General features: G+C 44.1%; 30 protein-coding genes. 11 read left to right on the forward strand and 19 right to left on the reverse strand.

What is annotated here, in order from left to right; all coding sequences use genetic code 11:
- Positions 1-112 precede the first annotated feature (112 nt).
- Positions 113-586: a hypothetical protein gene (locus MED92_RS18325; protein ID WP_007019673.1), complete on the forward strand. Its 474-nt coding sequence runs from the start codon at positions 113-115 to the stop codon at positions 584-586.
- 100 nt (positions 587-686) lie between these two features.
- Here MED92_RS18325 and MED92_RS01395 read toward each other — a convergent pair whose 3' ends face one another.
- The 3 genes from MED92_RS01395 to MED92_RS01405 form a co-directional block, all read right to left on the reverse strand.
- The gene (locus tag MED92_RS01395) at positions 687-1,229 is read right to left on the reverse strand and encodes a hypothetical protein (RefSeq protein ID WP_040661416.1); all 543 of its coding nucleotides are present in this window, start codon (positions 1,227-1,229) and stop codon (positions 687-689) included.
- Positions 1,230-1,290: 61 nt separating this feature from the next.
- Positions 1,291-2,028 carry a DNA/RNA non-specific endonuclease gene (locus MED92_RS01400; RefSeq protein ID WP_202899521.1) on the reverse strand — a complete coding sequence of 246 codons (738 nt, stop codon included), beginning with the start codon at positions 2,026-2,028 and terminating at the stop codon, positions 1,291-1,293.
- Positions 2,029-2,041: 13 nt separating this feature from the next.
- On the reverse strand, positions 2,042-2,236 hold the full coding sequence (locus MED92_RS01405; RefSeq protein WP_007019676.1) for a carbon storage regulator: 195 nt from the start codon (positions 2,234-2,236) through the stop codon (positions 2,042-2,044).
- A 79-nt stretch (positions 2,237-2,315) separates the two neighbouring features.
- On the opposite strand from MED92_RS01405, the gene MED92_RS01410 reads away from it, so the two are divergent.
- The 7 genes from MED92_RS01410 (at position 2,316) to MED92_RS01440 (ending at position 10,594) form a co-directional block, all read left to right on the forward strand.
- Positions 2,316-2,651 (forward strand): hypothetical protein, encoded by a 336-nt coding sequence (locus MED92_RS01410; RefSeq protein ID WP_007019677.1) that lies wholly within the window; start codon positions 2,316-2,318, stop codon positions 2,649-2,651.
- Positions 2,652-3,054: 403 nt separating this feature from the next.
- A complete protein-coding gene (locus MED92_RS01415; protein ID WP_007019678.1) occupies positions 3,055-3,288 on the forward strand; it encodes a hypothetical protein in 234 nt (77 codons plus the stop codon).
- On the forward strand, positions 3,285-3,902 hold the full coding sequence (locus MED92_RS01420) for a TnsA endonuclease N-terminal domain-containing protein (protein WP_007019679.1): 618 nt from the start codon (positions 3,285-3,287) through the stop codon (positions 3,900-3,902). The genes MED92_RS01415 and MED92_RS01420 overlap by 4 nt, the downstream gene beginning before the upstream one ends.
- Before the next feature lie 44 nt (positions 3,903-3,946).
- Entirely contained in the window at positions 3,947-5,911 is a 1,965-nt protein-coding gene (locus MED92_RS01425) for a DDE-type integrase/transposase/recombinase (protein WP_007019680.1), read from the forward strand.
- Complete coding sequence (locus MED92_RS01430; RefSeq protein ID WP_007019681.1) at positions 5,904-6,881, forward strand: TniB family NTP-binding protein; 978 nt, start codon at positions 5,904-5,906, stop codon at positions 6,879-6,881. The genes MED92_RS01425 and MED92_RS01430 overlap by 8 nt, the downstream gene beginning before the upstream one ends.
- Complete coding sequence (locus MED92_RS01435) at positions 6,869-8,329, forward strand: TniQ family protein (RefSeq protein WP_007019682.1); 1,461 nt, start codon at positions 6,869-6,871, stop codon at positions 8,327-8,329. The genes MED92_RS01430 and MED92_RS01435 overlap by 13 nt, the downstream gene beginning before the upstream one ends.
- A 57-nt stretch (positions 8,330-8,386) precedes the next feature.
- Positions 8,387-10,594, forward strand: a complete 2,208-nt coding sequence (locus MED92_RS01440) for an AAA family ATPase (RefSeq protein ID WP_007019683.1) — start codon at positions 8,387-8,389, stop codon at positions 10,592-10,594.
- A 27-nt stretch (positions 10,595-10,621) separates the two neighbouring features.
- Here the strand turns inward: MED92_RS01440 and MED92_RS01445 are convergent, their stop codons facing one another.
- From MED92_RS01445 to MED92_RS01470, 4 genes are all read right to left on the reverse strand, one after another.
- Positions 10,622-11,629 carry a hypothetical protein gene (locus MED92_RS01445; protein WP_007019684.1) on the reverse strand — a complete coding sequence of 336 codons (1,008 nt, stop codon included), beginning with the start codon at positions 11,627-11,629 and terminating at the stop codon, positions 10,622-10,624.
- Positions 11,630-11,672: 43 nt separating this feature from the next.
- Positions 11,673-12,623, reverse strand: coding sequence for a DUF2971 domain-containing protein (locus MED92_RS01450; protein ID WP_007019685.1), 951 nt, complete (start codon positions 12,621-12,623; stop codon positions 11,673-11,675).
- Positions 12,624-13,653: 1,030 nt separating this feature from the next.
- Positions 13,654-13,851 carry a hypothetical protein gene (locus MED92_RS01465; protein WP_007019687.1) on the reverse strand — a complete coding sequence of 66 codons (198 nt, stop codon included), beginning with the start codon at positions 13,849-13,851 and terminating at the stop codon, positions 13,654-13,656.
- A 111-nt stretch (positions 13,852-13,962) separates the two neighbouring features.
- Positions 13,963-14,235 (reverse strand): hypothetical protein, encoded by a 273-nt coding sequence (locus tag MED92_RS01470; protein ID WP_007019688.1) that lies wholly within the window; start codon positions 14,233-14,235, stop codon positions 13,963-13,965.
- 361 nt (positions 14,236-14,596) lie between these two features.
- Between MED92_RS01470 and MED92_RS01475 the strand changes: the two genes are divergently transcribed.
- Positions 14,597-15,499, forward strand: coding sequence for an HDOD domain-containing protein (locus MED92_RS01475; protein ID WP_007019689.1), 903 nt, complete (start codon positions 14,597-14,599; stop codon positions 15,497-15,499).
- Here MED92_RS01475 and MED92_RS01480 read toward each other — a convergent pair.
- The 3 genes from MED92_RS01480 to MED92_RS01490 form a co-directional block, all read right to left on the reverse strand.
- Positions 15,496-16,188 (reverse strand): GGDEF domain-containing protein, encoded by a 693-nt coding sequence (locus MED92_RS01480; RefSeq protein ID WP_007019690.1) that lies wholly within the window; start codon positions 16,186-16,188, stop codon positions 15,496-15,498. The genes MED92_RS01475 and MED92_RS01480 overlap by 4 nt on opposite strands.
- 8 nt (positions 16,189-16,196) lie before the next feature.
- Positions 16,197-16,451, reverse strand: a complete 255-nt coding sequence (locus tag MED92_RS01485) for a hypothetical protein (protein WP_007019691.1) — start codon at positions 16,449-16,451, stop codon at positions 16,197-16,199.
- A 104-nt stretch (positions 16,452-16,555) separates the two neighbouring features.
- Positions 16,556-17,404, reverse strand: a complete 849-nt coding sequence (locus MED92_RS01490; RefSeq protein ID WP_007019692.1) for a substrate-binding periplasmic protein — start codon at positions 17,402-17,404, stop codon at positions 16,556-16,558.
- Positions 17,405-17,794: 390 nt separating this feature from the next.
- On the opposite strand from MED92_RS01490, the gene MED92_RS01495 reads away from it, so the two are divergent.
- The gene (locus MED92_RS01495; RefSeq protein ID WP_007019693.1) at positions 17,795-18,010 is read left to right on the forward strand and encodes a dodecin; all 216 of its coding nucleotides are present in this window, start codon (positions 17,795-17,797) and stop codon (positions 18,008-18,010) included.
- Position 18,011: 1 nt separating this feature from the next.
- Here the strand turns inward: MED92_RS01495 and MED92_RS01500 are convergent, their stop codons facing one another.
- From MED92_RS01500 to MED92_RS01510, 3 genes are all read right to left on the reverse strand, one after another.
- Positions 18,012-18,470 (reverse strand): hypothetical protein, encoded by a 459-nt coding sequence (locus tag MED92_RS01500; RefSeq protein WP_007019694.1) that lies wholly within the window; start codon positions 18,468-18,470, stop codon positions 18,012-18,014.
- Entirely contained in the window at positions 18,452-18,787 is a 336-nt protein-coding gene (locus tag MED92_RS01505; protein ID WP_154715120.1) for a transporter substrate-binding domain-containing protein, read from the reverse strand. The genes MED92_RS01500 and MED92_RS01505 overlap by 19 nt, the downstream gene beginning before the upstream one ends.
- A gap of 97 nt (positions 18,788-18,884) precedes the next feature.
- Positions 18,885-19,211 (reverse strand): hypothetical protein, encoded by a 327-nt coding sequence (locus MED92_RS01510; protein ID WP_007019696.1) that lies wholly within the window; start codon positions 19,209-19,211, stop codon positions 18,885-18,887.
- 165 nt (positions 19,212-19,376) lie between these two features.
- Between MED92_RS01510 and MED92_RS01515 the strand changes: the two genes are divergently transcribed.
- Positions 19,377-20,624 carry a DEAD/DEAH box helicase gene (locus MED92_RS01515; RefSeq protein WP_007019697.1) on the forward strand — a complete coding sequence of 416 codons (1,248 nt, stop codon included), beginning with the start codon at positions 19,377-19,379 and terminating at the stop codon, positions 20,622-20,624.
- Positions 20,625-20,687: 63 nt separating this feature from the next.
- Here MED92_RS01515 and MED92_RS01520 read toward each other — a convergent pair whose 3' ends face one another.
- The 6 genes from MED92_RS01520 to MED92_RS01545 all read right to left on the reverse strand — a co-directional run bounded on the left by MED92_RS01520 (position 20,688) and on the right by MED92_RS01545 (position 25,584).
- Entirely contained in the window at positions 20,688-20,879 is a 192-nt protein-coding gene (locus MED92_RS01520; protein ID WP_007019698.1) for a hypothetical protein, read from the reverse strand.
- Between the two features lie 95 nt (positions 20,880-20,974).
- Complete coding sequence (locus MED92_RS19110; protein ID WP_007019699.1) at positions 20,975-22,231, reverse strand: bifunctional molybdopterin-guanine dinucleotide biosynthesis adaptor protein MobB/molybdopterin molybdotransferase MoeA; 1,257 nt, start codon at positions 22,229-22,231, stop codon at positions 20,975-20,977.
- A gap of 5 nt (positions 22,232-22,236) precedes the next feature.
- Positions 22,237-23,337: a molybdenum cofactor guanylyltransferase MobA gene (mobA, locus tag MED92_RS19380; protein ID WP_007019700.1), complete on the reverse strand. Its 1,101-nt coding sequence runs from the start codon at positions 23,335-23,337 to the stop codon at positions 22,237-22,239.
- A complete protein-coding gene (locus tag MED92_RS01535) occupies positions 23,330-24,001 on the reverse strand; it encodes an energy-coupling factor ABC transporter ATP-binding protein (RefSeq protein WP_007019701.1) in 672 nt (223 codons plus the stop codon). The genes mobA and MED92_RS01535 overlap by 8 nt, the downstream gene beginning before the upstream one ends.
- Positions 24,002-24,028: 27 nt before the next feature.
- On the reverse strand, positions 24,029-24,730 hold the full coding sequence (locus MED92_RS01540; RefSeq protein ID WP_007019702.1) for an ABC transporter permease: 702 nt from the start codon (positions 24,728-24,730) through the stop codon (positions 24,029-24,031).
- Between the two features lie 26 nt (positions 24,731-24,756).
- On the reverse strand, positions 24,757-25,584 hold the full coding sequence (locus MED92_RS01545; protein WP_007019703.1) for an ABC transporter substrate-binding protein: 828 nt from the start codon (positions 25,582-25,584) through the stop codon (positions 24,757-24,759).
- Positions 25,585-25,783: the final 199 nt, after the last annotated feature.

Here is a 25,783-nt window from a genome sequence, read left to right on the forward strand (position 1 = left end):
TAACATATTGTAAAAAAAGGATAATTTTATATTAAGTGTCAGATGGTCTATTGGTACAAGTTAAGATCTGGAAATGCTTTAATAGATCCAAATTGAATGACAGGGAATCTCAATGACAGTCGTTATATCTTTAATTAGCTCTTTAATAGCAGCCTTCATAGCCCATTATCTTGCTACATCAAGAAACCAGGCAGGAGAGCTTCTAAAATTTCAGATCCAATCATATTCTGATTTCATAGGTGCAGCGTCTAGATTGGCTGTCTCAAGAAGGCTTGGTAATACTGACAGTGAAGAAGCTGATTTAGTCGCTTTGAATGATGCTAAAAACAGAATAATTACATGTGGTCACCGTGAAGTAGTGGAAGCCTTACTTCATTTTTGGGAACAAGGAGCAACTTTAGAAAGAGAAAATGAGTTACTGGCCTTTAAAAACTTAACTCAAGTTATGCGTTCCGCATTGGGACACAAGAGCCACGATCTTTTTGAGCTCGACATAGGAAATGGTCTGTTCAGATTAGAACCATCGAATTTTTCGTATAGGGCTAAGGAATCTGCCAAGAAGGTAACGGAGAATAAAATATACTGAAGGTTTCTGTAGACTCTGTGATAAGCCTAAAATGAGTTCAAGGCTGAAGTTACCTTGACCCACTTCTTCAGCCTAGCGGATTGTCCTTAGCTTGAGTGGCTTACTTCTTTGACCACGAAGCTCTTAAATGAGCACTTCCAGCTTTTGATAGGTCTTTACGTGCAATAAATTTTCCTTCAAATGCGAAATTTTCGTCAATTTTCACTATTAAAAGCTTATTAAAATTACCCCCTCGCTTTACCCTCACCTCTTCTGCTTTTTTCTCAGGTGAGATAGTCTTAATTTCAATGAAGTCATTCCCGAGTCTTCCATCAGAGCCTTTTGTGTGAGGCTTGTGTCGTTGTATCCCATACGCGATTTCGGCAAACAACTCCCCTAGCTCTCCCCATATTTGTAGATATCGATTAGTTATTGAGTGAAATTGTTTCGCATTGTGAACCAGATTTTCGAACACCATAACTAACTCAGGATCACACTCATCATCTTGGTCGTGATCTACCTCTTCCCACTCATCAGGATCATATCCTATATCAACCAGATTAAATGGATCATAGGGGTTATATCCACAAGCAGCTGCATCAGCTATTTGGTCTGGGCTATAACCTTCATTGTGCATGTCGTGCAAGAAATCCCAATCACTCATACTTCCCTCGTTTATCCTGATTTTGAACAAGTAATGCTTCTTTGAAATACAGCTTATAGTTCTAGCAACCCAGTCGTGAGTATATTCGCTGATTGATTTCGAGCTTTGGTAATGTAAATTCAATTTTGCTTTGAAGATCGTGGAGAGTTACCCGCTTCTCACAATATTTGTCATTACGCTTTGAACTCTGATCCATAATGAAAGCAGCAGCCTTACCAGATAGTTCATAGACAACTTTGAAGTAAGAGCTAGGCACTTTGTGTTCTTCGTCTGCTTTTGGCATAGAAGGCATTTCTGCGATATAGAGAGGTCCAGTAATAACAAAGAGAGACTTCCTAAAAGACACTGCCTCTCGGACTGCTTCTTCTAGGTTCTTCCAGGGGCCCTGATTTAAATCTTTATCCTGGGGTGTGATGTTGGATAAGTAGTTCAATTCAGACCAATAGCGGGAGCCAGCAAATGAGGCCAGAGGAGCCTGATGTCCTCGATCCGCCTCTAACACCGAGCTAGAAGCGCTTTTATAATCTGCAGCCTCTAATGTTTTATTCTCACCTAAAAGTGGTTCAACGGCCCATTTCCTACCAGGCGTATTTCCAAAATTGGACACATCAACTTCATATGCCACCCAATCTGCAAATTTAGTGTTTCCATTATTCGATAGTGCATAAACATGACCAAACACTAAATCATTGCCCTCAGGGTTTGACGGGCAGCCAAGTGGGCAATGAACCGATAAAACATCCGCTACTGCGGCTGAACTTAATACAGACAGGAGTATGACTGAAGCGATGTGTCTCAATGTAGACCCTTATTTAGTTGCGCTGTGTGTTGTTTGAGTTGCCAGAATCTAGTCTGGCCTTAAGCTTCTCTCTAAGTATTGTTACGTCCTCAGGAGCATCAACTGAGAGTTTGACTTGTCTTGAACCAATGGAATCGTGGTGAAGGTGAACAATGATGTCGTCACCAATGTAGAGCTTCTGACCTTCCTTGACAGTTACTGTTAGCATTTTGATATTCCTCCATGAATTTATGCTACGTTTAAACGATACCACTGCAGAGAACTTAAGGAAATATTGAAGAAAGGTTATGGGAAAGTTCATCACTGGAACTCATAGAGAAGTCATTCCTATACGAGAGATACCGCACCCATCTGAAAAGCGTTTAGTTAAACGTCTAGAGCTTGAGTATGCATACGATCATGCGAATCCGAGCATGTCTGCTGATATTCTTTTGTTCAAGGTCGTAGAGCGGTATCGATTTAACGATCTTTTACAGGTCGCTTTTTACTTTGGACTTGATGCGATCAAACAAAAAGCATCAGAGTTCTATGGGGATGAACTGCCCAGAAGGCTTTCTCAGATACTCCGCAACATCGAAAACGGATTCAAAGAAGCAGATTTGGCAAACAAGCTCTCTATATAATTTCCCTCTTCTAGCTACAAACGCATCAAATCAAGTGAAAACAATGGTGGACTAGTGTTCGCTACGCAGCCGTTTTTGAGATTTGTTTTTCATACATCCCAGTATTGCTTATTCCTAAAGATTATAAAAAGCACTTTTAGACTTTTTAAATAAAATAAGGGGTTGTGTTTTCTGAAAGCTCCAAGTGGCGTGAAGTTCCAGAATTGTCAACCCCATCTTATTTTGTAAAACACACCCTTTATTTGAAAGAAAGTCCTTCTATTACATCAAGTTAGATCAATTAAATAATCCTTGTATGAGCACAGAGAGATCCATACAATGGGGCCATCTTTCATAAATTCACAATATTCATTGGAGGTGCCTAACGCACTAGAAACACCCTTTATTACTTGAGGACATCCTCATGAAAACCTTAATGTCTCGCCAGGTCATTGCTGGCAAAACGGAGCAAACTGAATGTTCTACCTCAACCAAATCTACTGCGGCACTAGCTGAAAAGCATAGATTTACCTTCTTCAGGAATACCCTTTGGGGCTTCCTTCATAGACTAAACAACACTGCGACCTCAACAATCGAACTCAGCTCGATGGTTATCTCGTGCGCAATCTGCCTGCATGTTGCGGGAGGTGCACTATGAGCAAGTCACGTCGTGTTGCTAAACAGTCCCCTGTTCGTGGTACTTACTACGTCTACTCTGATTTCACTGATCAGGTAGCTGCTTTGGAAAGTGAGTTGGAACTTGATTACTTCAATCTGCTCAATTTCGAAAGAACAGCATCCACCTTTATAGCTCAGCCTGGCTCTGTCTTCTATGACACTCCTAATGGCCAACGCCGCTATTCCCCTGATTTCAAAGTTGTGAAAGACGGTGTGACCTACATTGTTGAAATCAAAGAAGTCAGAGAGATTCGGAACAACCAACGTCTCGCTGATAAGTTTAGAATTCTCAAGAAGTACTTCCGCCAGAGAGGCCAAGTTTTCATCGTTATAACTGATGAAGATATCCGTATTGGCGAGCGTCACCACAATTTAAATTATCTGAACCCTGTACTACGCCACCCCTCACCTATTTCCGAGATGGATGAGCTGAGGAAGGCATTACCACAGGTATCAACAGCCAACATTCTTGAGCTACAAGATCGACTCCGAGAACTGGGTCTCGCCCCAGGATTATGTCGGCGCGCAATAGCTCACAAGTTGATGGACTGCGATCTCACGCAGCCTTGGGAATCTCTCCAGCTCAGCTGGTAATCCCCTCGATTCAGAATCTAATTTAATTTTTTGGAGATGTTCTCATGAATCATCCAGTGTTTGTTGATGGTGCACAGGTTGTGTACGAAAACGTTCTTATGACAGTGACTCGCCTACCTGGCGATTGGGTATCTTTTACAACGAAGAAGTTAAATGTTAAGCCAATTTCTTTAACCATACAGGAAGCGATTGGTCGTCTGCACCAGTCAATCTTCCCTGCAAACCATAAACAGGAAGTCAGCTATAAGCTGGAGCTTTCTGAAAGTGATGTTGTCGAAATACAAAGAAAGCAGGTCTATGTTGATGAGCTTCTCTACCGCTCAAAAACAGGTGGCCCTGGTGGTACCAAGCTGCGACAGGAAGTCATCAGCTACGTTCGAAGTCAGCACCCAGAAGATGAGCTTGGTGCATCACCTGCAGCACTTGCGCGCTGGCTTCACGCACATCAAAACCATCCGCATGGATTAGCTTCAACATTACGTAGACCGTCTAAAACACGAGCCTCCCGTTTTTCTGATGATGAAAGAGCTTACGCAATCGAGAAGATGGAACAATATTTGTTCGTTGAGCAAAGGCCTACGCTGCAAGAAGTCTTTGATAAATACGTCGATGATCTAAAGGAAGAGTATGGTGAGGATGCAAACTACCCGTGCTACAAAACCTTCTCTGACTGGGTAGGCAAATACATAAACCCCTTCGATTTGCTCAAAACTCAATTTGGCAAACGACATTTCTCGAATGAAACCCGAATAGCGCTTAAACGTTATGCGCCTAAGAAGATTCTTGAACGAGTTGAAGCTGATGCAGTGTCACTGGCTGTGGGCATAATGGATGAAGAAGGTCATTTCCTTGGGCGTGTAACACTTTTCACGGTTGTTGATTGCTACTCTCGTGCGGTACTAGGTATTCAGGTTTCGATTGGTTCAGGTGAGCGTCAAAGCAGTGCCATTGATAGTATCAAGCATGCCATTTCATATAAAGATCCAGATTCATACTCCGATGAAGCTATTAATGACTGGCCAATGTTTGGTGCGCCTATTCGTATAGTGGTAGATGGTGGCCCTGCATACAAGGGCATCAGAACACAGGCTTTCATCCAAGAAACTACAGGGCAAAGTCAGATAGTACAAACATACCAGGGTCGCAAAAAGCCGTTTGTTGAAAGCTTTAATAACACGCTGCGTCGGACTTTTGCGAAGTCTTTACCTGGGTATTTGGGAAAACAAGAAGATCAAAAGAAGTTAGATGTGTCGATTGAGGATGTGACTTGTATGACGCTGGACCAATTCTACGACGCATTAACTCATTGGATCATCGATGAATATCATCAAGCGCCACACTCTGGGCTTGGTGGTGATATGACTCCTCATAAAAAATGGGTTGAGAATGCCAAGAAATACCCACCTGAATACCCCTCTAACTACGAACAAATTCGTTACCGTAGAGGTGATGTAAGACGTTGTAAAATTTCAGGTACTAATGGGCATTTGGGTATTACCCTAAATTACATCCGCTATAACGATAGTGGGCGTTTGCAAGAAATTTGTATGAAATTGGAGCGCATGGAGGAAGAACCTTATGTGACTTGTGAATATAGCCCAAATGACATCACTAGCATCACGGTCATTGATCCTTTTACTGAGGAGTCATTTGAGATCCAAACGTACGACGAGCGTGTTGTTGATGGGATGACGTTAGCAGAATTTAAAGCTGCATATCCCCCACCGAAGAAAGAAAAAGGCTATAGCAGAGCTCGCGTTTCGCGTAAAAGCAAAACTCTTGCTGATGCCCAAAAAGTTGCTGATAAGAAGAAGCACGATCTGAAGGGTAAGAAAAGTTCACCTGCCAATACTGAGGGTATCCGTGAAAACATGGATGAGTTTCGCACACCTCCTACTCCTGACGTACCCCCAGAGAAAACTGAAAAGCCCGCTCAACCTACAACTGAATCGCACTCTGATGACGATGATGAAATTCTGAACAATAAACAAGGACTTGATTATGTCTAAGCCAATCGCTGCGCCTGCAGCCCTTTCTGATGAGTGGAAAGCTGTTTTTGCCAAGCTCAAGTCTGAAACACAGTTTTTCGTATCTAAAACGATCAAGACCCAATCGTTCAAAGATGCAGTTGAGTCGATAGAAGCGACACACGATATGTCTGGCACGCTGGCTTCTGGAATGATTCTCTCTGGTGAACCTGGTGTGGGTAAATCAGCAATTTTAGATACCTACGTATCCTCATATCTAGCTTCTTGTGAGAATTTAGAAACAGATGAGTTAACTCGTGTGCCAATCATCAAGATCAGCATCCCTTCAAAACCAACAATCAACAGCCTTATTGTTGAAATGCTGGAAGCCGTTGGTCATTCAAACCTATCTGGCACACAGTCTGCGCTCAATATGAGGCTAAGGGAGTTCATTAGATCCCAGGGAGTTGAGCTCCTAGTTTTTGATGAGTTTCAGCACCTACTACGTGAGCAAGCTCAAACCAGTACTCGGAACGTGTTGAACTACATTAAAACCCTTATGGACGATACGAAAGTGGCTGTTGTTATGGCTGGGATTCCTGAAGGTCGAAAAGCCATTGAAGCCTATGATGAGCTTTTTCAGAGGATGACCTTCGAACAGGCAGAAATTAAGCCATATAACCTAAGGCTGAAAGCTTCCTGCAGCGAGTTTGTGGAGTTTATGCATACCATTGAACTCATTCTTGCGGATGCTGGCGTTAAGATTATCAGCCTTACGAATAAAACTATGCTGCAGAGGGTTTGGTTGGCCTCAAATGGCAGAATCCGCTTAATTGAACGCCTCATCGCTAAAGTTCTTGAAAAAACAGACCTTACAAAGACGGTGAATATTTCCGATTTTGAACGGATTTATCAGAGGAACAAGATGAATCCCAAGTTGGGGGACACGTTCAATCCGTTTTCTGTTAACGATAAAGCAAAACTTCAGGAGAAAGCGGGATGGTACAAGTAAGGAAGATTGGGGTGCGCCCCTACCCTGAAGAAAACGAATCTTACGCTGGCTATCTGCTGAGGCTTGCCAAGCTCAATGGGTTTGAGGGGCTTAAAGATTTCTTCGGCACTATCGGTGTAAAACCTACGATGGTTAAGAGTGTTGGAAGATGGTCTTCTGATCAGCTATTCGACTGCTTTACCAAGTTATCTCCCTACATGAATCGCAGCCCTGAGACTTTGTTCTCGGGGTTTGCGAAGTATTTTTCTATGCCTTGGGTTTATCGAGAGAAACGTATCATTCAGGACCTGAGGTTGAATCACCCACGCATTTGCCCTGAATGCATTGCAGAAGGCCGTTCGTTTGATTGGCGTTGGGGAATGGCTCACATGAGCCACTGCCCTCATCATTATTGCCAGCTTGTCGAGTCATGCCCAGGCTGTGAAAAACCCTTAGATTGGAAAAGAGAGCTTATCACAGGTTGTTCTTGTGGTTACAAGCATCAGACGAGCAAACCTGAAAACCATACTGAAGTGTCAGAGCTAGAACAGAAGGCATGGCAATCTGACTTACCTACTGACGAGTTAGACTCTATTTGCGAAATGATAGTAAAGCTTTCCAGGCCCTATGATTCATTTCATCAATCCTGCAATGCAGTTTCTCAGGAACATGGATACAGTGAACTCGTACACCGTTCATATTTGATGTTAGAAAATACAGGCATGCAGGAAGAATGGATCGGTTCAGTAGAAATGGTCCGTGATGGTTTAAGCGACCTTGGCAACAAAGCTGTGAGACTGCCTGTTGATGGATTGAGTCGTATTGCACGGAACGACTCTCACGCTTCAACTTATGCCCCAATGCCTGAATACACACTCTTCGTTAAACCGTCCCGAAGGAATAATACGGTTATCAAATCAGATGAGGATATACGATATCAGGTTCGTGCATCAGACTTGGCATCAGTAATGGGAATCCCTTCTGCTGAGATACAGCACCTGATAGACGGTAAAGTGATAAAGCCTGTAAACAGCACAAATGTGCTTCGTGACCAGTTATTCGATCTGAGAGCTCTCCTACGGCTCAGAACTGGTCCATTAAACATTTCTGACCACGTGAGTGTCAGCCCAGACTCAAAAGCGCTTACAAAGCACCTTACGAGCTATGGGCGATTACTGGCTGACGTAATCAAAAATAAAATTGATGGGGCTTTCTTTGAAGGTTACAGCTTTGCCGAAATTCGCATTTCGCCTGCTGATTTATCTAACTGGCTTACGAAGGAATTGAACACGGCCTGCCAAGAACCTGTTCCTGCATACAAAGCAAAAGCCGTTATCGGCTGTAGTGATCAAAGACTACATGTACTGGTTTCCGAAGGTGCCTTTTACTGGGCTAGGTGTTCAGGATCAATGGAATCTGTAGATGGGGATTCATTTCTCAGATATATCAAATACTCGTCGGGATATTGAGATGGTTAGATTTATTGTGCATTCTTGACTCTATACCTACTTAGAGACGGATCTCATATGATTGAAAGTATAAGTATCTCAAATGTTGCCAGTTATGATGCAGCTGGTGTTACTCTGGATGATCTCAAGAAAATCAATTTTATATATGGAGCCAATGGTTGTGGCAAAACAACCATTTCCAGATATTTATATGATCAATCCCATAGTGATTTTTCTACATGCCATACCCAATGGACAGCAAATACGCCTTATTCGGTCTTGTCATATAACAAAGAATTTAGAGAGAAAAACTTCGGATCAGGGAAAATAGCGGGTGTTTTCACACTAGGTCAAGCAACTCAAGAAGAGTTGGATTTAATAGCTCAAAAAAAAGCAGCCCTTAAAGAGCTTAAAGAGCAGAACATTCAAAAATTCACAACGTTAAGCAAGCAAGAAGAAAAGCTTGAGGCTGAACAAAACCAAGTCACTGATAGTTGTTGGGCGTTGTACAAGAAGTATGAGAAGGATTTTAAAGAAGCTCTTAGAGGGTCGATCAGTTCTAAGGTCTCATTTAAACAGAAGCTCTTTGACGAATCACAAACAAACACCTCTGACGTTGAAGATATTACATCCCTTAGAGACAGATCGAATTCATTGCTTGCGGAAAGGCCAAGTAGACTATCACTTTTATCGCAAATTTCATTCGAAGCAATAGAACCACTCGAACAGAATGAACTGTGGCAAAAAGTAATTGTAGGTAAATCTGATGTGATGATAGCTGATCTAATCAGCAAGATTGGCCACAGTGATTGGGTTAGTCAAGGCCGAGACTATCTAGTAGATGAAAGCCATACATGCCCCTTTTGTCAGCATGAAACGATTGATCACGATTTCAGAGCACAGCTTGAAGAATATTTCGATGATTCATTCGAAACTGAAAAAACAAACTTATCTGAAAGCTTACAAAAGTATAAAGATGAGTATGCATTGATAATTAGCAAACTTGAACAAATTAGTTCCAGTGAATCGGTAAACTCTGATACAAAACTTGAAATCGAAGCATTTCAGGCTCACTTAAGGGCGATTACAAGCATCTATGCTAAAAATTGCGCTTTGATTGACTTGAAAATATCCAAACCAAGCCAGGCGGTAGAGCTCGATTCTTCTATCGACGAATTAACCAGCATTAAGAAACTGATTACGGAAGCTAACGAGTTAATACAAAACCATAATGATCTCGTTGACAACTATGCTGAAGAAGTTGAGCGTTTAAAAAGCTCAATCTGGAAGTTTCTAGCAGATGAGCTTTCAACTGTGATTGAAGGTAGCACTAATAAACAATCGGGCCTCCTAACAGGCATACAATCGATTCAAGCAGATATTGATCAGCGCAAACAAAATATTACAGACCTAGAACAAGAACTGATTCTACTTAATAGGAACGTTACTAGTGTTCAGCCTGCTGTTGATGAGATTAATAGATTGCTAAGAGCTTATGGGTTCACGAGTTTTAAGATATCGCCTTATCCAGAGGAAGAAAACCATTACGCGATTCAAAGGGAATGTGGATCGTTCGCCCATGAGACTCTAAGTGAAGGGGAAGTCACGTTTATAACATTCCTATACTTCGTTCAGTTAGCAAAAGGAGCGCTTGATCAAGAAGGTGTTACAGAAGATAGAGTTTTAGTGATAGATGATCCTATCTCGAGTCTGGATAGTAATGTTTTATTTATTGTTAGTTCTATCATCAAGGATATGGTTAGAGAGACCAAAGAAGATACTGGAAACTGCCGCCAACTGTTTATCCTCACCCATAACGTTTATTTCCATAAAGAAGCATCATTTCAAAATGGGCGGTCAAATGGCGATGCTGATACTCATTTCTGGATTTTAAGAAAAAGCGCTGATATTTCCTCTGTTCATCCCTACGGCCAGAAAAACCCAATAGAATCATCTTATGAATTGCTATGGAGAGAAATCAAAGACTGGGAGAGAAATTCAGGGATAACCCTTCAAAATACAATGCGAAGAATAATTGAAAATTACTTCAAGATTTTGGGGAAGTTGGGTGATGATGATTTGATAGAAAAATTTACAACTTTTGAAGAGAAACAGGTATGCAGATCCCTACTTTGTTGGATCAATGATGGATCTCATACCATCCCAGATGATTTGTTTGTTCAGGCACCCGATGATTCGGCTGAACAGTACCAAGCTGTATTTAAGAAAATTTTCGAGCATACGGGAAACTCTGGTCATTACGAGATGATGATGGGTGAATCTTAAAATCAATTGAAGTTCACCCACAGGGAATCAGTCTCCTTTAGAGCCTGCTTCAGTGTCAGAGGTCTCGATTATTAATGTAGAGAGACCTCCAAAGTCATCATCTTGATTTTCAAAAGAAGGCTCATTAGGTGGCATTTCAATCTCGATACAATGATCGAAGAACTGGTCAAACTTTTGATTATTGTTTTTTAATTGGAAATCATTAGTAGGATTTGCATAGAATAAGCACCCAGCCAAAGCGTCAGGCGCGATGTTCCCCCGAGGTATGTCAATTCTGCCCATTTTTGTTCTTTTATAGGTCTTGTTAGCTGTAATCTTAAGCAGTTCAACAATTGTTTTGGACCAATCATTTCTAGGATTAAGAAGTGAAAATGGGCGACCATCTTTCCCTAGAAGAATATCCCCTAACAGCTTCGAAAAAGAAGAGTCACAAGTAAGCTCTACCTTAGGAAGGCTTGCAGCCCAAGGGCATTGATCAGGCCAACGAATATCCTCTGGGTACTGAAAGCAAGGAGATATTAATGAATATCTAGAACCTTTTCTGTTATCACCAAAATCCCTCCAGCGTTTATCTAGACCTCCTGTTTCAAATTTGAACCTTGGCCACAGTGAGAACAGTTCGAGCTGAGAATCAGTAGGTTTCAATTTAAGTGTTATATCAGCAGACATCTTTGCCTGAACAAGAATAGCTCTTGAAAAAGCTTTCTTCTTTCCTACATGTTGATGAATTACCAAAAGGTCTGCCAGCTCTACCTTTGACTTATTTGGTATTCCAGTCCAGGTTACTTGTGGATGCCCATGAACAAACACGCCAGAAATACGAATCGATATTCCATGTTGGTCTAAAATTTCGGCCCATGAATCGGCCAATTTATTTATACCATCGGTTACCAGTGAACAAACGAAATCCTCTTCTCGAGGTTTACCGTTGGTTTCACTGTGCGCTATGGCATGTGAATGCCAGACGGATGAACTTGCTGCAGAGTAGATGCTCTGTATTTTGTGTTCAGGAAATAAGGCTGATAGCTTGTTCAATTGTGCCCTCCTTGGATATTTTGAAACGGATGTAAAGAGAAGATCACCTTAGTGGGATGCCAGAAACATGAACTAGCGAGGAAGGTTCGTTGCAACCTGCTTCTGAAAGGATTTTTATGAATGTTTTTTTGAGAAAATCCTGATGTTCTGTTGGGCCAATAATGATGCCTTGGATCACATCTGAAACCTTGCCCGTGGTGTAATGAGCTTCCTCAATGTCTTTCAAAGGTAGTTTGTAGATTTCCTGAGGTATGCCCCGAACAGATTCAATAGAGCTTTCAACAAGCTCTGAAGGGTTGAGTTGAGGATTGTAAACTATGCGCCATTCCCGTTCTTCATTGAAGCCTGGATGTTTGATGCACAATGAATAAGATTTGAAGAGCTCGAATAGGTAGCTTTTAACGTTCTCTCGCCCTAACGCATCAATCGTACTCCTATTCGAAGCGAATCTCGCGCAAAGAAGCCCGAACTCTTCGATCAAATCTTCAGGATCTAAGTATTTAACAGGGTATGTGGATGCATTGAAAACGGCATCTTCTAACTGGATTGATTCCCCGTTGATGATGAGTGCAACAGGCTGGTCCCCTCCGTATGCCCGCCACATAGATAATCGGCCATACTCATTTTCATCGTCAGGATGTTCTGAGACACAAGTAATGTATGTCTCCTGCTGAAGATGAGGAAACCATCCATCGATGAGTTCTTCTATCTCTTTCATCAGATCAGGAAAAATCTCATTAACTTGGTTGCTTAACCTAAGACCGTTCTCACTCTTATATGCGCTGATTAAACATTCGAACCCATGATCAATTTCACGGTAATCATTCATACACTGAACATTTCTCAACCAAACCTCCCTATTTTGGATGATTCTCATAGCGGCTTCGGCGTTTGTGTACTGAACAAATCTGAAATCTTGCTGGGAGGCTTGGTTTTCTTTTTCTAATAAATAGGGGTCAAAAATTGAGAGTGCTTTTATGTGAAGGTCTTCCATGCTTTCCTCTGATACTAACCTTAGCCAACAAGCAGCAACCGCCATCGGTTTTAAGCTTGAGTTCCAGGTGTATAATGCCTATTATGGTAGAAATAGTATTATTATCTATCTGATAATAAAAGGCTTTTTAGGAAGATCTCATGCTAAGCTTCCAAATACAAAAAAGATCTCACGACAAGCTACCTGAAGATCTTACTCCTAAATTCTTACACTCTCGTAACCCCTTGAAATGACAGATGCGAAGATCTCGCGCTTAACCTTCATTAACAAATGTTAATGGTCGCTCTATTCCATAATTAGGTGTTAATGCTGTGTGTTTGAGTTGAATTGTTATCGTGTGGAGAGCGTCGCTAATTTTAGTTTTGTGGGTAAAGTTTCGAAAAGCGCGCCTCTGCGCGCGTGCTAATTCTTCTTTTTTGGGTGAACTAAGCTTCACTAGCTACATGTCTTAGATGGCTTTTGTGTTTGGCTGGCATAGTCTTCAATCTGGCGCGCAGGGTCATTAATGGATAAAACAATTTACCCGATCACACTCTAGAGTTTTAACAATGATGAGCTTAGTTGGTTTTTTTTGCAGGCTCGCTGTTTGTTGCGTAGTTCATTTGGCTTTATCTTTAGTTACTTAAGTCCGTGTTTATTTAGGTGATCTCGTGACTGTGCGTTTGCTCGGTTTGGTTAGTCGACTCTCCCTTAATCGATTCTGGCCTAATGGGGCTTGTTATCGGTCTTCTTGGAGCATTTAGAGCACTTATCGCTAGAGAAATCATATTGATCATCCATATAGGTGGCGCCGCATTCAGGACAGTTATGTGTATAAAGAACCATTCTTACGATTACAGGTGAAAAAGCCGCAAATGGAAAGCCAAGGATTGGGGAGATTTGTGCAAGCCCAATCATGATTAAAAAAATACCAATAACACAGGTAAGCATCTTTATTCTTAGTGACATTTAATTTCCTTTGTCAAAGAAATGGGTCTTTATTTGTGTCTTTGTATTGCTCATGTATCTCTTTCCAGGGGTGAATCAAGTGCTAAGCCTTGTGCGCTGGTTTCTTCATCAATTCAATGTTTGCAGACATTGTTGTTGGTTTCAATTGAGGTGCTTCATAAAGGTATTCATCTTTAAATCCGAGTTTGGTTTCATAGAAGGCGATTCTTTGCTTCCAGGTGCCGGAGGTCAGTAGTGGGCGTATCGTTGTTGTGGCTGCAGCTAAATTGTCGGCTTTCATGGAGGGATAACTAGGTCTATTAGATGTGCAAGCTTATCTTGGTCCTCTTGTGGCAAGAATAAAGGCTTCTGCACCTCCCCTATTCTATTCATTCGTCAGTCACTTGTTCTCTTAACTCGCAGCATATCCCTTAATCTGCCCAAGCCTTTCCCAGGCGAACTGATGATACGAGCTGAACTTCTTGGCGCTCATTACACGCATGCAGTCAGATTCTGACCAGAGTGATGGGTCGTTATCGACAATAAAATCATCCTGGGCTCTGCGTTGCTTTGCTTTTCTTTGCGCGGGTGACATGGCTTCCGAGAACTTGGGAGGCCTGCCGCGTTTAACAGGTTCTTTAATTCCGGTCAGGGTCATGGTGTATCTGTCTGCCATATCTATCATTGCTAAATTCCTTAATGTGACTGTCACGTAATTATATTATGTGACAGTCACGTAAGCAAGAAAACTATGTATTATTGGGCGTATTATTTGGGTCGTTGGGATGTGTTTCGGGTGGTGTTTATTTTTAATTAATCATTAGGAATGAAGCTTTAAACTGAATTAGGAATATTTCGTATATCTTTGATATTTAATGGTTAATATTGCTTTTGATTTCTCTACGGCTCGCCTGTTTTTCTGCTTGTTAATTTTATTCTGTGACTTTCACACTAATGCTATCTGTTTGATTTTTTGAGGAAACGTTAATTAAAAGTCCGACTACACTGTAGGTATCGCATACCTTCAGGAAACAGGATGTCCCACTATGCAGGAACAGGCGCAAAAGCTAACGTTAAGTGAGATTAATGAGCAGATCGGTCAGCTTCCTATGTTGCCTGGGGTGCTATTTGAATTGATGAAGCTGGATCCTGAAGATACTGAGTTTTATGACGTGATGCTCAGGCTGGCTAAATCTGATCCACCGCTTGCCGCTTTTATCGTTGCTTATTCCAATTCCGCAGTATCTTCACCCAATAGCAAGATCGATAGTTTGCAGACTGCGCTGACCCGTGTCGGTTCCAGAACGATTATCGAGTTGTTAACTGCCCTCTCTGTCTCCAAGGTCTTTGTGCCGCAGAAGCAGGGCCATAAGGATATATGGCGCCACTCAATAGAGGTGGCTAATATTGCTGCGTTTATTGCCAGGCTTACGCCTGGTGAGATGAATAACCCGGAAACAGCTTATCTTGCGGGGTTATTGCACGATATTGGTCGTTTTGTCTTATTTCAGCTTTCGCCGGATGCGCTTAACGAAACGCTTGAAGAGGGTTGGAGTGACCCTGACGAGTTAATCCAGGTTGAGATGAAGGCGGTTGGTTTTCCGCACACTAAGGTTGGGTATCTGGCTTGTAAGAAGCTGGATATACCGATGTTAATCGCCAGTGTTGTGCGTTATCACCATAATGTTGAGGTGGTTAGCCATCCTAAAGTGCCCCCTGAGCTGCAGTGCCTCAGTCTAAGTGTGCAGGTGGCGGATGCTGTGAGCATGATGCTAGCTAAAAATTCCGATTGGCAGGAGTGGTCTGAGGATAATTTAAAGGAGCATATCCTTTCGTACTGTGTACAGCCTTGCTGGCGGGATAAGGAGCTTCCCATCCATTCATTGGTGCCTGCACTGAAAATGCTGATGGAGAAATCGGAGAATACCTGTAAAAGCCTGGGTGTTTAACGATAAAATACGTAGTACGAATCATCTAGCCGGGTGGCGTTATATAAAGCCCGATCGGCATAGCGGAATAAGGTTGGGATGTTGGTAGAGTCGCCCGGATACAGGGCAATCCCGATACTGCACTTAACCGATCGGTTGCCTTCCCTGCCCGGCCAGTTGTGTTGTGAAAGTGCACGAACTAGCTTGTCGGCCGTTTTTATGGCCGAGGCCCCTTCCTGATCGCTGGGAATGAATAGGGCTCGCTCCATGTGCGAGATGTAGCCAATGTGAGTTCCTGCGCTTGTTGCGCTATTGATCACTGCTTCTATATTGCGTGCTTCCTGTTCCATGCATTTCTGGGTCTTATACTTGTCTTCGATACTGGTTGGGCTGAATTCACAGATAAGCATGGCGTATGTGTTGGTTTGGCTTTGCTCGGTTAGGTGGCGGCATATTGCTTCACAAAAAGTGAATTGATCTGCTTCATAACTCGGAAACTCTGCTGCGCTTCGATAAATATTTTCTTCGATATTGCCCAAATCAAAGGTGCTTGAGGGGTTTGGGCTGCTTTCAGCGGATTGTCCGGGTTGTGGCTTAAGTACTTTTAACTGATCTTCTGCGCATTTAAGCTGGTGCTTAAGCTCGCTCAGTTCGTCGATCAGTTGCTTGCATTCGTCGTCCGTTAATCTGCTATTACCAAGAGTATCCATAAGCGATCCTAGTCATTCTTCGCGTAGTTGTGTATTTCACCCAGTCTGTTCCATGCCAGTTCATGGATCGCCGTATTGTAGTATTTTTTGGTGGTCATAACGCGCAAACAGTCAGCTTCACTCCACTGTTCGGTTGGCTGTAGCTGGATCCTGTTGTCTTGCTCTCTTCGCTGTTTGGCTTTGCGCTGCGCAGCTGTCATGGCTTCTGAATTGATCGAAGGGCGGCCGCGTTTGAGTGGTTTTTTCTTTTCCATTGCGGGCATCTCTTAGTCCTTCGTTATCTTAAGTCGCTGTTGCCTTCTGCTTGATACAGAGTGCGTGGGTTAATGGATAGGCTTCTAATGTGACTGTCACACAAGTATAGGCTTTATCTTAAAATCACACTATCGTTTTCTGGTTCGGTATAGCGTTTAATGATCTTCTCTATGCTTCCATCCTGCTTCATCTGAATGATTTGTTTATCTAATTGTTCAATAAAATCCTCTTTGAAGTAGAACTCCCCTTGATCCTTGTTTGTATAGCCAATATGGCCGTTTTGCAGTGAAATGGTGAATGTTTCCTGTATGCCTTCATGGGCGGGTTTTAGTTTTCCTTCGCTCTTTAGTTCGCGGTAGGCATATTTGATAGAGATTCGATCATTGATATAGCAGTCAATTCTGCCCATTCCCAGGCCTAGTACGTTCTCTCGGTTTCCTTTTGCGGTTCGTTCCCATATCTCGGCATCTTCTACGGCTTTCTGGTAGGCATCCCCTCCTAACATAAACCCCGCATTTCTACCCATTACTAAGCCGTAATAATCATTAGGCCAGCGGTTGAATTGTTTCTTGTCGGCAATAGTGTCGCGACAATATACAGAAACCGTCTCCTCAAGAATGGGAACTGAATAAGGGAAAATATAGGGGCGTTTAGATGGGTGTTTATAGGGGGGTAGCAAAGCAAAAGCTTTACCCTGCTCTAGCATTAAAAGCCCGCGCTTCCAGGGGATGGTTTTAAGGTTAATCTTGTAATCATCCAGCTGCATTGAGGCCGTGCGGATGATATCTGCATAGATGCCCTGTGCTTTGCCATCTTCTTCAAAAGAGTATGGTGGGTAGCTGTTATCGGTATAAATGATCACTTCGATGGGTTTTGCTTGCGCAGTGATCGATGCTGCAAAGGAGATCGCTAAGCAGGTGGCGAGGAAATACCGGCGAATGATTGGGCTTAGGCCGAACATACAAAGGCCTCGTTGGGTTGCTTAAGGAGCCTGCGAATAAGCCTCGAACTTCCTCAGTGGGCAGTAAAACAACTTAGTGCGCGAAAGGGAGTGCAGTGTAATGACAGGTCCTTTCCAAACTCCCTGACAAAGCAGTAAGTTGTTTTAATGCTCACCCAAAGGGGCTGGTAGAGCGATTCAATCTCTGCGTTAACGATCTTCGACGTACAACCAGTATGCCTGTAATCGTTGTCTTGATCTTGCATCGCTCTAAAAGCCTGAGTCGTTCAGGGTTTGTTCGCGGGCTCCTTTAACAAGCATAGTCAGCTGTTCGTTAATCTCAAACCGGATTTAAGATGAATAATTTTAATTAACGACTAGGCTAAATAAAAACTCTGCCTGGGAGACTGTATGTCAGATCATCATACTTATAAGAAGATTGAAGTGGTTGGCTCATCTAAGACAGGAATAGACGATGCTATCCAGAATGCAATCGCCGAATGTAGTAAGACTATATCCAATATGGACTGGTTTGAAGTCGTCGAGATGCGTGGCCATATTGTTGATGGGAAAATTGGGCATTTTCAGGTTACGCTGAAGATCGGCTTCAGGATTGTTGGTAGCTAGTCTATTTCTGATGTTCATCCCAATCAGGCAGGCCGTAGCTTTGCAGTGTCTGCCTGATGAAACCGTTTTCTCTTAATCTGATAATTTCCCGATCGAAGCGCTCCATCATCCGCTTAATTCGCATCGTGTGATCGACTTTCGGTGTGAAAGCCATGTAACTCTGCGCATTTGTCACACATCCGGCGCTTTTAAATTGTTCTGCGATCCCCCGCTTCTTCAGTTCATAGATAGTGCTGTTATAGGTAAACAGAAACGCCTCTATACGTCCTCGCTTAACCTTTCTGGCTTGCTGGATTAGATAGCGCTCATGGTAAGGCTGGAACTGAAACTGTTCAGGGTTTTCTGCAAGGTAGCTGTTGAGTTCTTCTAGTGAGGTATCGTTAGCGAGCCCGAACTGTTTATTGGCCAGACTATCGATGCCGGTAAAATGCCACTGACTGTCTATATCATTAAAAAACACATGCGTTGAAATCCTACCTCCTGTTGAGGGTAGCGAAGCGCTGGGGCTTCGGCGCGTGCAGGTGAAAGAACAGCATCCACGCGCCCCTGGCGAACCATGGTTAATGCGCGGCTCCAAGGGTAAGTTTCAATCTCAAGCTGATACCCAGAATCCCGATAGATCTCTTTAACTATATCGATGATATAGCCTTTCTGATCCTGGTTCGGGCATAGCTGAGGGCACCAGTCTATGGCGGCAATCTTGATTGTGTTCTTGCTGTCAGCCATTCCGATAGCGGACAGCAAAGAGGTTATTATGAGAATAAGCACTCTTATCACGATAAACACCAAGTGTATGAGTAATAAGCGGCTGTAGAGGCTGAACTACAGTATTTTGCTGTAGTTCAGTATAGAGAAGAAAAGTTGATCTAGTCGGTTAGCGACCAAAGAACTGGTCGATCATCTCGGGCAGTTCATCGAAGACGGCCATTTCAAAATCATCGAGATTTACGTTGAAGTGATCCATGTATCGGCTGGCAAATTCACGTGTGAGACCTTTGCCTTTGATAGCAAAATCCATCTCGGGTAGGGTCTTGTCGTGACGTGGGACGACCTCCCAGTTGATGAACGACTGGTGCTTGCCTTGCAGTTGTGCTCTGGCCTGAACACAGAACTTATCAACATGGGTCGGACCCTCTGGTCCTAAGCAGCCAGGCTCGATACGAAAAATGACAGTGATCTTGTTGTTTTCGTTAAGGGCCATTTTACTTCTCAATCAAATAGTTATGCGGTGATAGTACTATAAATAATCAAACATTTGTTTGCATACTTTAGTCGTTTTAATTTTGATCAGTTTTGTTCCTCTCTGTAACAACCTTAGTGGATTTAGATTATAATTCCCGCTTTTTACGATCCCTGAGAGAAAACTATGAATTTTGCTGCACTTGATCTCCACCCCGCCATTCAATCGGCATTAGATGAGTGTGGCTATTCTGAAATGACGCCCATTCAGCGTCAGGCGATCGTTCCTGCACGCAGGGGTCGTGATATTCTGGCAAATGCACAGACCGGTACGGGTAAAACTGCAGCGTTTTCTCTCCCGGTGCTTCAGCAGTTAGCAGACAAACCCAAAGAACTTGAGTCAGGTCAGGTCCGCGCGCTGATTCTTACGCCGACCAGGGAGCTTGCTCAGCAGCTGTTCGATACGATTGGGCGCTATAATCAGCATTTAGGTTTACGCATGGTGGCTGTGTATGGGGGTGTTAATCTTGATACGCAGATGAAAAAGCTTCGTCGTGGTGCGGATCTATTGATTGCTACACCCGGTCGTATGCTTGAGCATATTAATGCCTGCAATGTGAACCTGGGCACAACGGAGTTTGTTGTGCTTGATGAAGCTGACCGCATGTTGGATATGGGCTTTGTCACTGACGTGATGTCGATTCTTGATGTAACCCCTAAATCACGTCAGACCTTGCTGTTCTCTGCAACCTTATCTGATTCAGTGCATAAGCTATCGAATAAGATCCTGACTCGCCCGGAAAAGATCAAAGCGGCGCGCCATAATACAATCGCAGATACGATTGAGCACGTTGTGTATCCAGTTGAGGAGCAGCGTAAGGCAGATCTGTTTGCTGAACTGATTAAAGAAGAGAACTGGTTCCAGGTATTAGTATTCACCAGTACTAAGGCACAAGCCAACGAGCTGATGATGGACCTGAAATACGATGGCATTGAGGCTGTTCTGTGCCATGGTGACAAGAGTCAGGGTGCACGTCGCCGTGCGGTTGCTGACTTCAAGGCAGGCAAAATTCAGGTTCTGGTGGCAACAGAAGTCGCCGCACGAGGTCTGGATATTCAGGGGCTTGAGCAGGTGGTTAACTACAACCTGCCCTACCTTGCTGAGGATTATGTTCATCGCGTTGGTCGAGCGGGCCGTGCTGGTATGGCGGGCAAGGCGATCTCTTTTGTCAGCCGAGAAGAGGAGCAGGCACTAGCGAGTATTGAGAAACTTATTGGTTCGCAGATCCGTCGTGTTTTCCGCAAAGGCTATGAGGTGGGTAGTCGTGATGGTTTGCGGAAACGCATTCATAAGAAAGGCCCTAAGCGCCGTATCAACAAGGCAACACGTACCCAGACTATTGCCAAGAAAGCCGCGAAGCCGAAAAAGCGTTAATTTCTCTTCAGTGTTAAAACAAAAAAAAGAGCTGCCAGGTGCAGCTCTTTTTTCTGATATGGATTATCTGAATTCTAAGTAATCACTGCTCTGGCGTTTTTGCGCCCTTTGAGCACCATAATCCTCTATATCTGATTTACGTTTCTTAGTTTTTGTTGTTTTCGGCTTTTGGCGCTGATACTGCTCATCTTCCATGAAATCGTCGTTCAAATCATCGTCGAACGGCAGATCACCCAAACGAAGCTTGCTGCTCATTACTGGTTCCTACATTGTTTCTTTTCACCCCTAGGGCGTATTAATAGAAACCTTTTTGTATGACCAAATAATGAAAATATAGTGACAATTTAGCGTCAGATATGATCAGCAAAAGGCTGGATGATCACCCTGTCGCCCGCTTTCACGGAGGCAATATCGTCTCCGATTTCAATAAAACAGTTGGCTTTACTCATCGAGGTTAAAATCCCTGAACCCTGTGAGCCCGTTGTTCGTACCACTGTTTCGCCATCTGAGTTAATAGTGAAGACGCCTCGGCTATAATCGGTTCGATTGATTCGAGAGCGGATGTCGGCTTCAGCGGTTGCTATGACTCTTTTGGGCTGCCAATTGGGTTCTCCAGCCATTTTACGGATAGCGGGCTGTACAAACTGAGTAAATGTCACCATGACTGCTACAGGGTTGCCCGGAAGGCCAAAGAAAGGCGTGTCATCACCAAGCTTCCCGAAGGCCAGGGGGCGACCAGGTCGCATCGCTATTCGCCAGAAGTTGATCTCGCCAACGCTTTCCAGTGCAGATTTAATGTAATCCGCATTGCCCATGGATACCCCACCGGATGAGATGACAATATCTGCTCGGCGCTCCGCTTCTTTGAGTGCTTCAATCATCGCAGCTTCAGAGTCTTCAATAATGCCAAGATCTACAACATTGCAGCCCAGGCGCTTCAAAAGACCGTGCAGCGTGTATCTATTGGTGTCGTAGATGCAGTTTTGTGGAAGTGGCTGGCCTTGAGCTGTTACCTCATCGCCTGTTGAAAATATAGCGACCCTGACAGGGGCGAATACTTCTACTTCGCTGTAGCCTAGTGACGCAAGCAGCCCGAGCTCCTGCGGACGAAGTAGCTGGCCTGCTGAAAGCACTGTGTCGCCTTGTGCAATATCTTCCCCGGCCAGGCGAACATGTTGTCCAATTTCCAGATGACCGGTATAGCTAAGTGTTTGTTCTTTAACGGTGCAGGCTTCTTTAATAATGATGCTGTCCGCGCCCTTAGGTAAGGGGGCGCCGGTCATAATTTCAACCGCCTGACCTTGGTGTACCGTTGAATCAAAGTTACCACCAGCGTAGACGGTGCCGATGATCTCTATTTCCATATTTTCAGCAACGCTTTCTGCGCAAACGGCATAGCCATCCATTGCTGAATTGGTTTGCTGAGGCACGTTGATGGTAGAGATGATCTCTTGAGCCAGAATGCAGTCGACCGCTTCTGTTATGGGTATGATTTTTGTTTCAGTCTTTACCGATATCTGCTCAAGAATGTGCGTAATGCTTTCTGCTACAGGGAGCATTTTTCCTGGGTTGGCTGCCGGATCGAAGCAGCTTAAAATCTCACTCATTACGCTTACCTATGATCGCTCTCTTTGATGTATTGTTTAATAAAATCAGTTAGTTGTTGAATATTATTAAGATCTAGTTGAGTAATATCCCGTTCGAGCTGCTGAGGCTCGTCAGAGGCAAATGCAATAATATTTTCATCGTCCTGATACATTAACGGCTTGCCTACGGCTTTTCTATACAGCTCTATTTTGGGGAAAGCTTCTAGTTTAAACCCTTCAACAAGCACCAGATCAAGCAGGGAGTGATCCATTCTGTTGATCATATGCATCAGAGAAGGTCTATCGCCCTGATCCTGTTCAACCATCAACGCCCATCGTTTACCCGAGCATATTAGCATCTGGTCAGCGCCCGCTTTACGTATCTCATAACTATCTTTGCCAGGGTGATCAACGTCAAAGCGGTGATGGGCATGCTTAACGACACCTACTCTGATTCCCTGCTCTTTCAGCGCTGGAATCAGTTGCTTGAGCAGTGTGGTTTTGCCAGTACCGCTCCAGGCTGCAAAACCCAGGATCTTAGGCATCTGCTGAAGATCTGACAGGTCGTCCCTTCGGTTGACGTTAATGAATGCCTCCGGGTGATCAGAAAAATCGACCTGGGTGGTATTATGAATGGCATACCAGCGATCAATTTTTCGCTCACCTTCAGCGAGTGTCGCCATTAGGCTTGGTAGTAGCGATCTCTTGATTAAGCTAACCACGGGTTGCATGCGCTTGCCATCGGTTGCAACGGCGATTTCGGAACCTTCCGATATGGCTTTGTCGAGCATCCGTTCTGCAAGGTTGCGCGGCAGGTTTGGGCTATCGCAAGGCGCAAATAAAACCCATTCTGTTGCAGCGTGGTGTAACCCGGTAGCCATGCCCATGAGTGGTCCCTGGAAATCACCTTCAAGATCGGTCACCACGGGGAATCCGAGGGTGCCGTATGCATCGAGGCTGCGGTTCGCATTGATGAGTGTTCTACCAACCTGAGGGCCAACCAGATCAAGTACATGCTTGATCAAGGGCTTACCGTTCAGTTCCATCCAGCCCTTGTCGACTCCACCCATGCGTCGCGCCATACCGCCTGCAAGGATGACAGCGGTGATTTGATCGGTCTTATGCATAGAGAGCCTCATTTACAACATTCTTTTTAAGCTGGCCACCGGTTAGAAGCATATTTTGCTTACAAAGTTCGGTGACAGGATTTGATTGATGGCTGGAAACCATAATCGCTGTGCCGCAGTTTTGCAGGTCAGCGACAAGTTCCGCAACATTCTGTACAGATTTTTTGTCGAGATTGGCAGTCGGTTCATCCAGAAACAATAAGCCAGGGTTTAGTACCCAGGCTCTGGCTAATGCTAGGCGCTGCTTTTCACCACCTGACAAGGAGTAGGCTTGTTGATGAGCTAGAGGTTCTAGCCTGGACCAGCTAAGCGCCTTATCGACGGCATCATTAGTTTGTTGCCTGCTGCTACCGCGAAGTTTTAAGCCGTAGGCAAGGTTTTCACGAACAGTTCCTGAGAAAATGTAGGGTGACTGGTGGAGGTAGATAACCCTGGGGTGTAAGTTTGACGACCAGAGCTTACGCTTGGCTGGGGTAACGGATACCTGTCCTTCGCAGGGTTTATCTAGCCCTGCCAGAACCTTCATCAGCGTGGTTTTGCCTACGCCGTTATCGCCATTTAAATGGATACTGTCGCCCTCTTTCAGGTTCAGGGTGTCAATGCTGAACAATTGGCGAGCACCAAAGCGTTTAATCAGATTCGTTGCATTTAATTCTAGATTCATAACATCACTCCTGACTGACCTTGAGGGTCAAACCAGTCTTCCTTTGCCTCGAACTGAGACAAGGGTCACATTAAGTAATAGTGCAAGCAAAAGCAGTACAAGACCCAGTGCGATCCCTTGTGCAAACATACCCTTGCTTGTTTCGAGTGCAATCGCGGTAGGTATGTTCCGCGTATACCCCATGATGTTGCCACCGATCATCATCGAGCAGCCGACTTCGGAAATTATTCTGCCAAACGCTGCGACAACTGCAGCTAATAGTGCAAATCGGGCCTCGCGCATGATTGTAATGACTGCCATACAGCAGTTAGCGCCCAGCGTTCTGGCTGTTTCCCATGCGCGTTTATCAATGGCCTGAAATGCGGAATGGCTCATGCAAACCAAAAGCGGAAACGCCAGCGCAACCTGCCCGATAACCATGGCCGGTTGGGTAAATAGCAGGTGAAAATCACCAAATGGTCCGCTGCGTGACAGTAGCAAGTAGAGCGTTAACCCTACGACTACAGTAGGTGCAGCCATTAATGCGTTAAATATAGCGATAACCGCAGTGCGCCCTTTGAAGTCGAGCATGGCCAGAAGAAAACCGACCAGCGCTGCGGGCAAAGTAGCGATCGCAATGGCGGTAAGCGACACTCGAAACGAAACACCGATAATATCCCAAAGGTCGGGATCAAAACTAAACAACAGTTGTAACGCCAGCGCGGTCGTTTCAAAAAGATTATCTTGCATTGCAAAAGCTACTTCAGGCTAATGGTTTACTTCTCTGCAACAGCTGGCTGTGCAGAACCATGAAACAGTGCTTTACCGTTGATTCGGAAATCATTAATCATCTGCTGGCCCTCGGTTGAGGTGAACCAGTCAGATAGTTGCACTGCGCCTTTAGTGTTCAGGCCATTGTGAAGCTGGGGATTAACCTGGATGATCTGATAAGGATTGAATAAACGTTTGTCGCCTTCCACCAGTAATTTCAATTGCAGTCTTGATTCATAAGCGAGCCAGGTGCCCCGGTCGGTCAGCGTGTAGCCATTGAGTTCGTCGGCCATCTGCAGGACTTTGCCCATGCCCTGACCCACTTCCTTATAGTTACTGAATGCTTTGCCTTGTGATGTGCTTTTCCATAAAGATAGCTCTTTCTTGTGGGTGCCTGAATCATCACCGCGAGAGATAAAGCTTTCATCTGCTGCCGCAATGGCTGCCAGAGCTGAGGAAACATCAGACTTGCCCTTTATGCCTGCAGGGTCTGCTTCGGGGCCGACTAGAACAAAATCGTTATACATGACGCTTTGTGGGTTGATGCCAAACCCTTTTGCGACAAATTTCTGCTCAGACTTGGGAGCGTGAGTCATTACCACATCAACGTCACCCGCCTGACCCATTCTCAACGCTTTTCCTGTGCCTACTGCGATTACCTGTACCTTAGCGTCATGTTTCTTTTCAAAGACAGGAAGCAACTTATCTAGCAAGCCGGAGTTGTAAGTGCTGGTTGTGGTTGCTAATCGGATAATCTGCTCTTCAGCTACTGCTGTTACAGAGCTGGTGGCTAAGATTGTTGTGGAGATTGCTGCGGCGATCCACTTTTTCATCGTTCATTCCCTTTTTAATTATGCTGGCCAATTTATGGTTGGCCTTTATCTGTTTTTGACCTGAGTGACTCTTCAGCAATTTGGATGCCAATTTACATGCCTGTTGTCATTGGGCTTATATCCTTGAACAAAGGTATATGTTTTGTGGGGTAATAGAGATTTGAGAGGTAATAATCGTTTTTATTTGGTCAAAATGAAC

This window comes from Neptuniibacter caesariensis (assembly GCF_000153345.1).
GTDB classification, from domain to species: domain Bacteria; phylum Pseudomonadota; class Gammaproteobacteria; order Pseudomonadales; family Balneatricaceae; genus Neptuniibacter; species Neptuniibacter caesariensis.

Coding starts and splice junctions, on each gene's coding strand:
- MED92_RS01545 (WP_007019703.1), bottom strand. CDS start 25,584: ATGAAAAAGTGGATCGCCGCAGCAATCTCCACAACAATCTTAGCCACC.
- MED92_RS01415 (WP_007019678.1), top strand. CDS start 3,055: ATGAAAACCTTAATGTCTCGCCAGGTCATTGCTGGCAAAACGGAGCAA.
- MED92_RS01540 (WP_007019702.1), bottom strand. CDS start 24,730: ATGCAAGATAATCTTTTTGAAACGACCGCGCTGGCGTTACAACTGTTG.
- MED92_RS01440 (WP_007019683.1), top strand. CDS start 8,387: ATGATTGAAAGTATAAGTATCTCAAATGTTGCCAGTTATGATGCAGCT.
- MED92_RS01495 (WP_007019693.1), top strand. CDS start 17,795: ATGTCAGATCATCATACTTATAAGAAGATTGAAGTGGTTGGCTCATCT.
- MED92_RS01405 (WP_007019676.1), bottom strand. CDS start 2,236: ATGCTAACAGTAACTGTCAAGGAAGGTCAGAAGCTCTACATTGGTGAC.
- MED92_RS18325 (WP_007019673.1), top strand. CDS start 113: ATGACAGTCGTTATATCTTTAATTAGCTCTTTAATAGCAGCCTTCATA.
- MED92_RS01490 (WP_007019692.1), bottom strand. CDS start 17,404: ATGTTCGGCCTAAGCCCAATCATTCGCCGGTATTTCCTCGCCACCTGC.
- MED92_RS01520 (WP_007019698.1), bottom strand. CDS start 20,879: ATGAGCAGCAAGCTTCGTTTGGGTGATCTGCCGTTCGACGATGATTTG.
- MED92_RS01535 (WP_007019701.1), bottom strand. CDS start 24,001: ATGAATCTAGAATTAAATGCAACGAATCTGATTAAACGCTTTGGTGCT.
- MED92_RS01410 (WP_007019677.1), top strand. CDS start 2,316: ATGGGAAAGTTCATCACTGGAACTCATAGAGAAGTCATTCCTATACGA.
- MED92_RS01395 (WP_040661416.1), bottom strand. CDS start 1,229: ATGAGTGATTGGGATTTCTTGCACGACATGCACAATGAAGGTTATAGC.
- MED92_RS01470 (WP_007019688.1), bottom strand. CDS start 14,235: ATGATAGATATGGCAGACAGATACACCATGACCCTGACCGGAATTAAA.
- MED92_RS01430 (WP_007019681.1), top strand. CDS start 5,904: ATGTCTAAGCCAATCGCTGCGCCTGCAGCCCTTTCTGATGAGTGGAAA.
- MED92_RS01515 (WP_007019697.1), top strand. CDS start 19,377: ATGAATTTTGCTGCACTTGATCTCCACCCCGCCATTCAATCGGCATTA.
- MED92_RS01485 (WP_007019691.1), bottom strand. CDS start 16,451: ATGCCCGCAATGGAAAAGAAAAAACCACTCAAACGCGGCCGCCCTTCG.
- MED92_RS01465 (WP_007019687.1), bottom strand. CDS start 13,851: ATGAAAGCCGACAATTTAGCTGCAGCCACAACAACGATACGCCCACTA.
- MED92_RS01435 (WP_007019682.1), top strand. CDS start 6,869: ATGGTACAAGTAAGGAAGATTGGGGTGCGCCCCTACCCTGAAGAAAAC.
- MED92_RS01420 (WP_007019679.1), top strand. CDS start 3,285: ATGAGCAAGTCACGTCGTGTTGCTAAACAGTCCCCTGTTCGTGGTACT.
- MED92_RS19110 (WP_007019699.1), bottom strand. CDS start 22,231: ATGAGTGAGATTTTAAGCTGCTTCGATCCGGCAGCCAACCCAGGAAAA.
- MED92_RS01510 (WP_007019696.1), bottom strand. CDS start 19,211: ATGGCCCTTAACGAAAACAACAAGATCACTGTCATTTTTCGTATCGAG.
- MED92_RS01480 (WP_007019690.1), bottom strand. CDS start 16,188: ATGGATACTCTTGGTAATAGCAGATTAACGGACGACGAATGCAAGCAA.
- MED92_RS01475 (WP_007019689.1), top strand. CDS start 14,597: ATGCAGGAACAGGCGCAAAAGCTAACGTTAAGTGAGATTAATGAGCAG.
- mobA (WP_007019700.1), bottom strand. CDS start 23,337: ATGCATAAGACCGATCAAATCACCGCTGTCATCCTTGCAGGCGGTATG.
- MED92_RS01450 (WP_007019685.1), bottom strand. CDS start 12,623: ATGGAAGACCTTCACATAAAAGCACTCTCAATTTTTGACCCCTATTTA.
- MED92_RS01425 (WP_007019680.1), top strand. CDS start 3,947: ATGAATCATCCAGTGTTTGTTGATGGTGCACAGGTTGTGTACGAAAAC.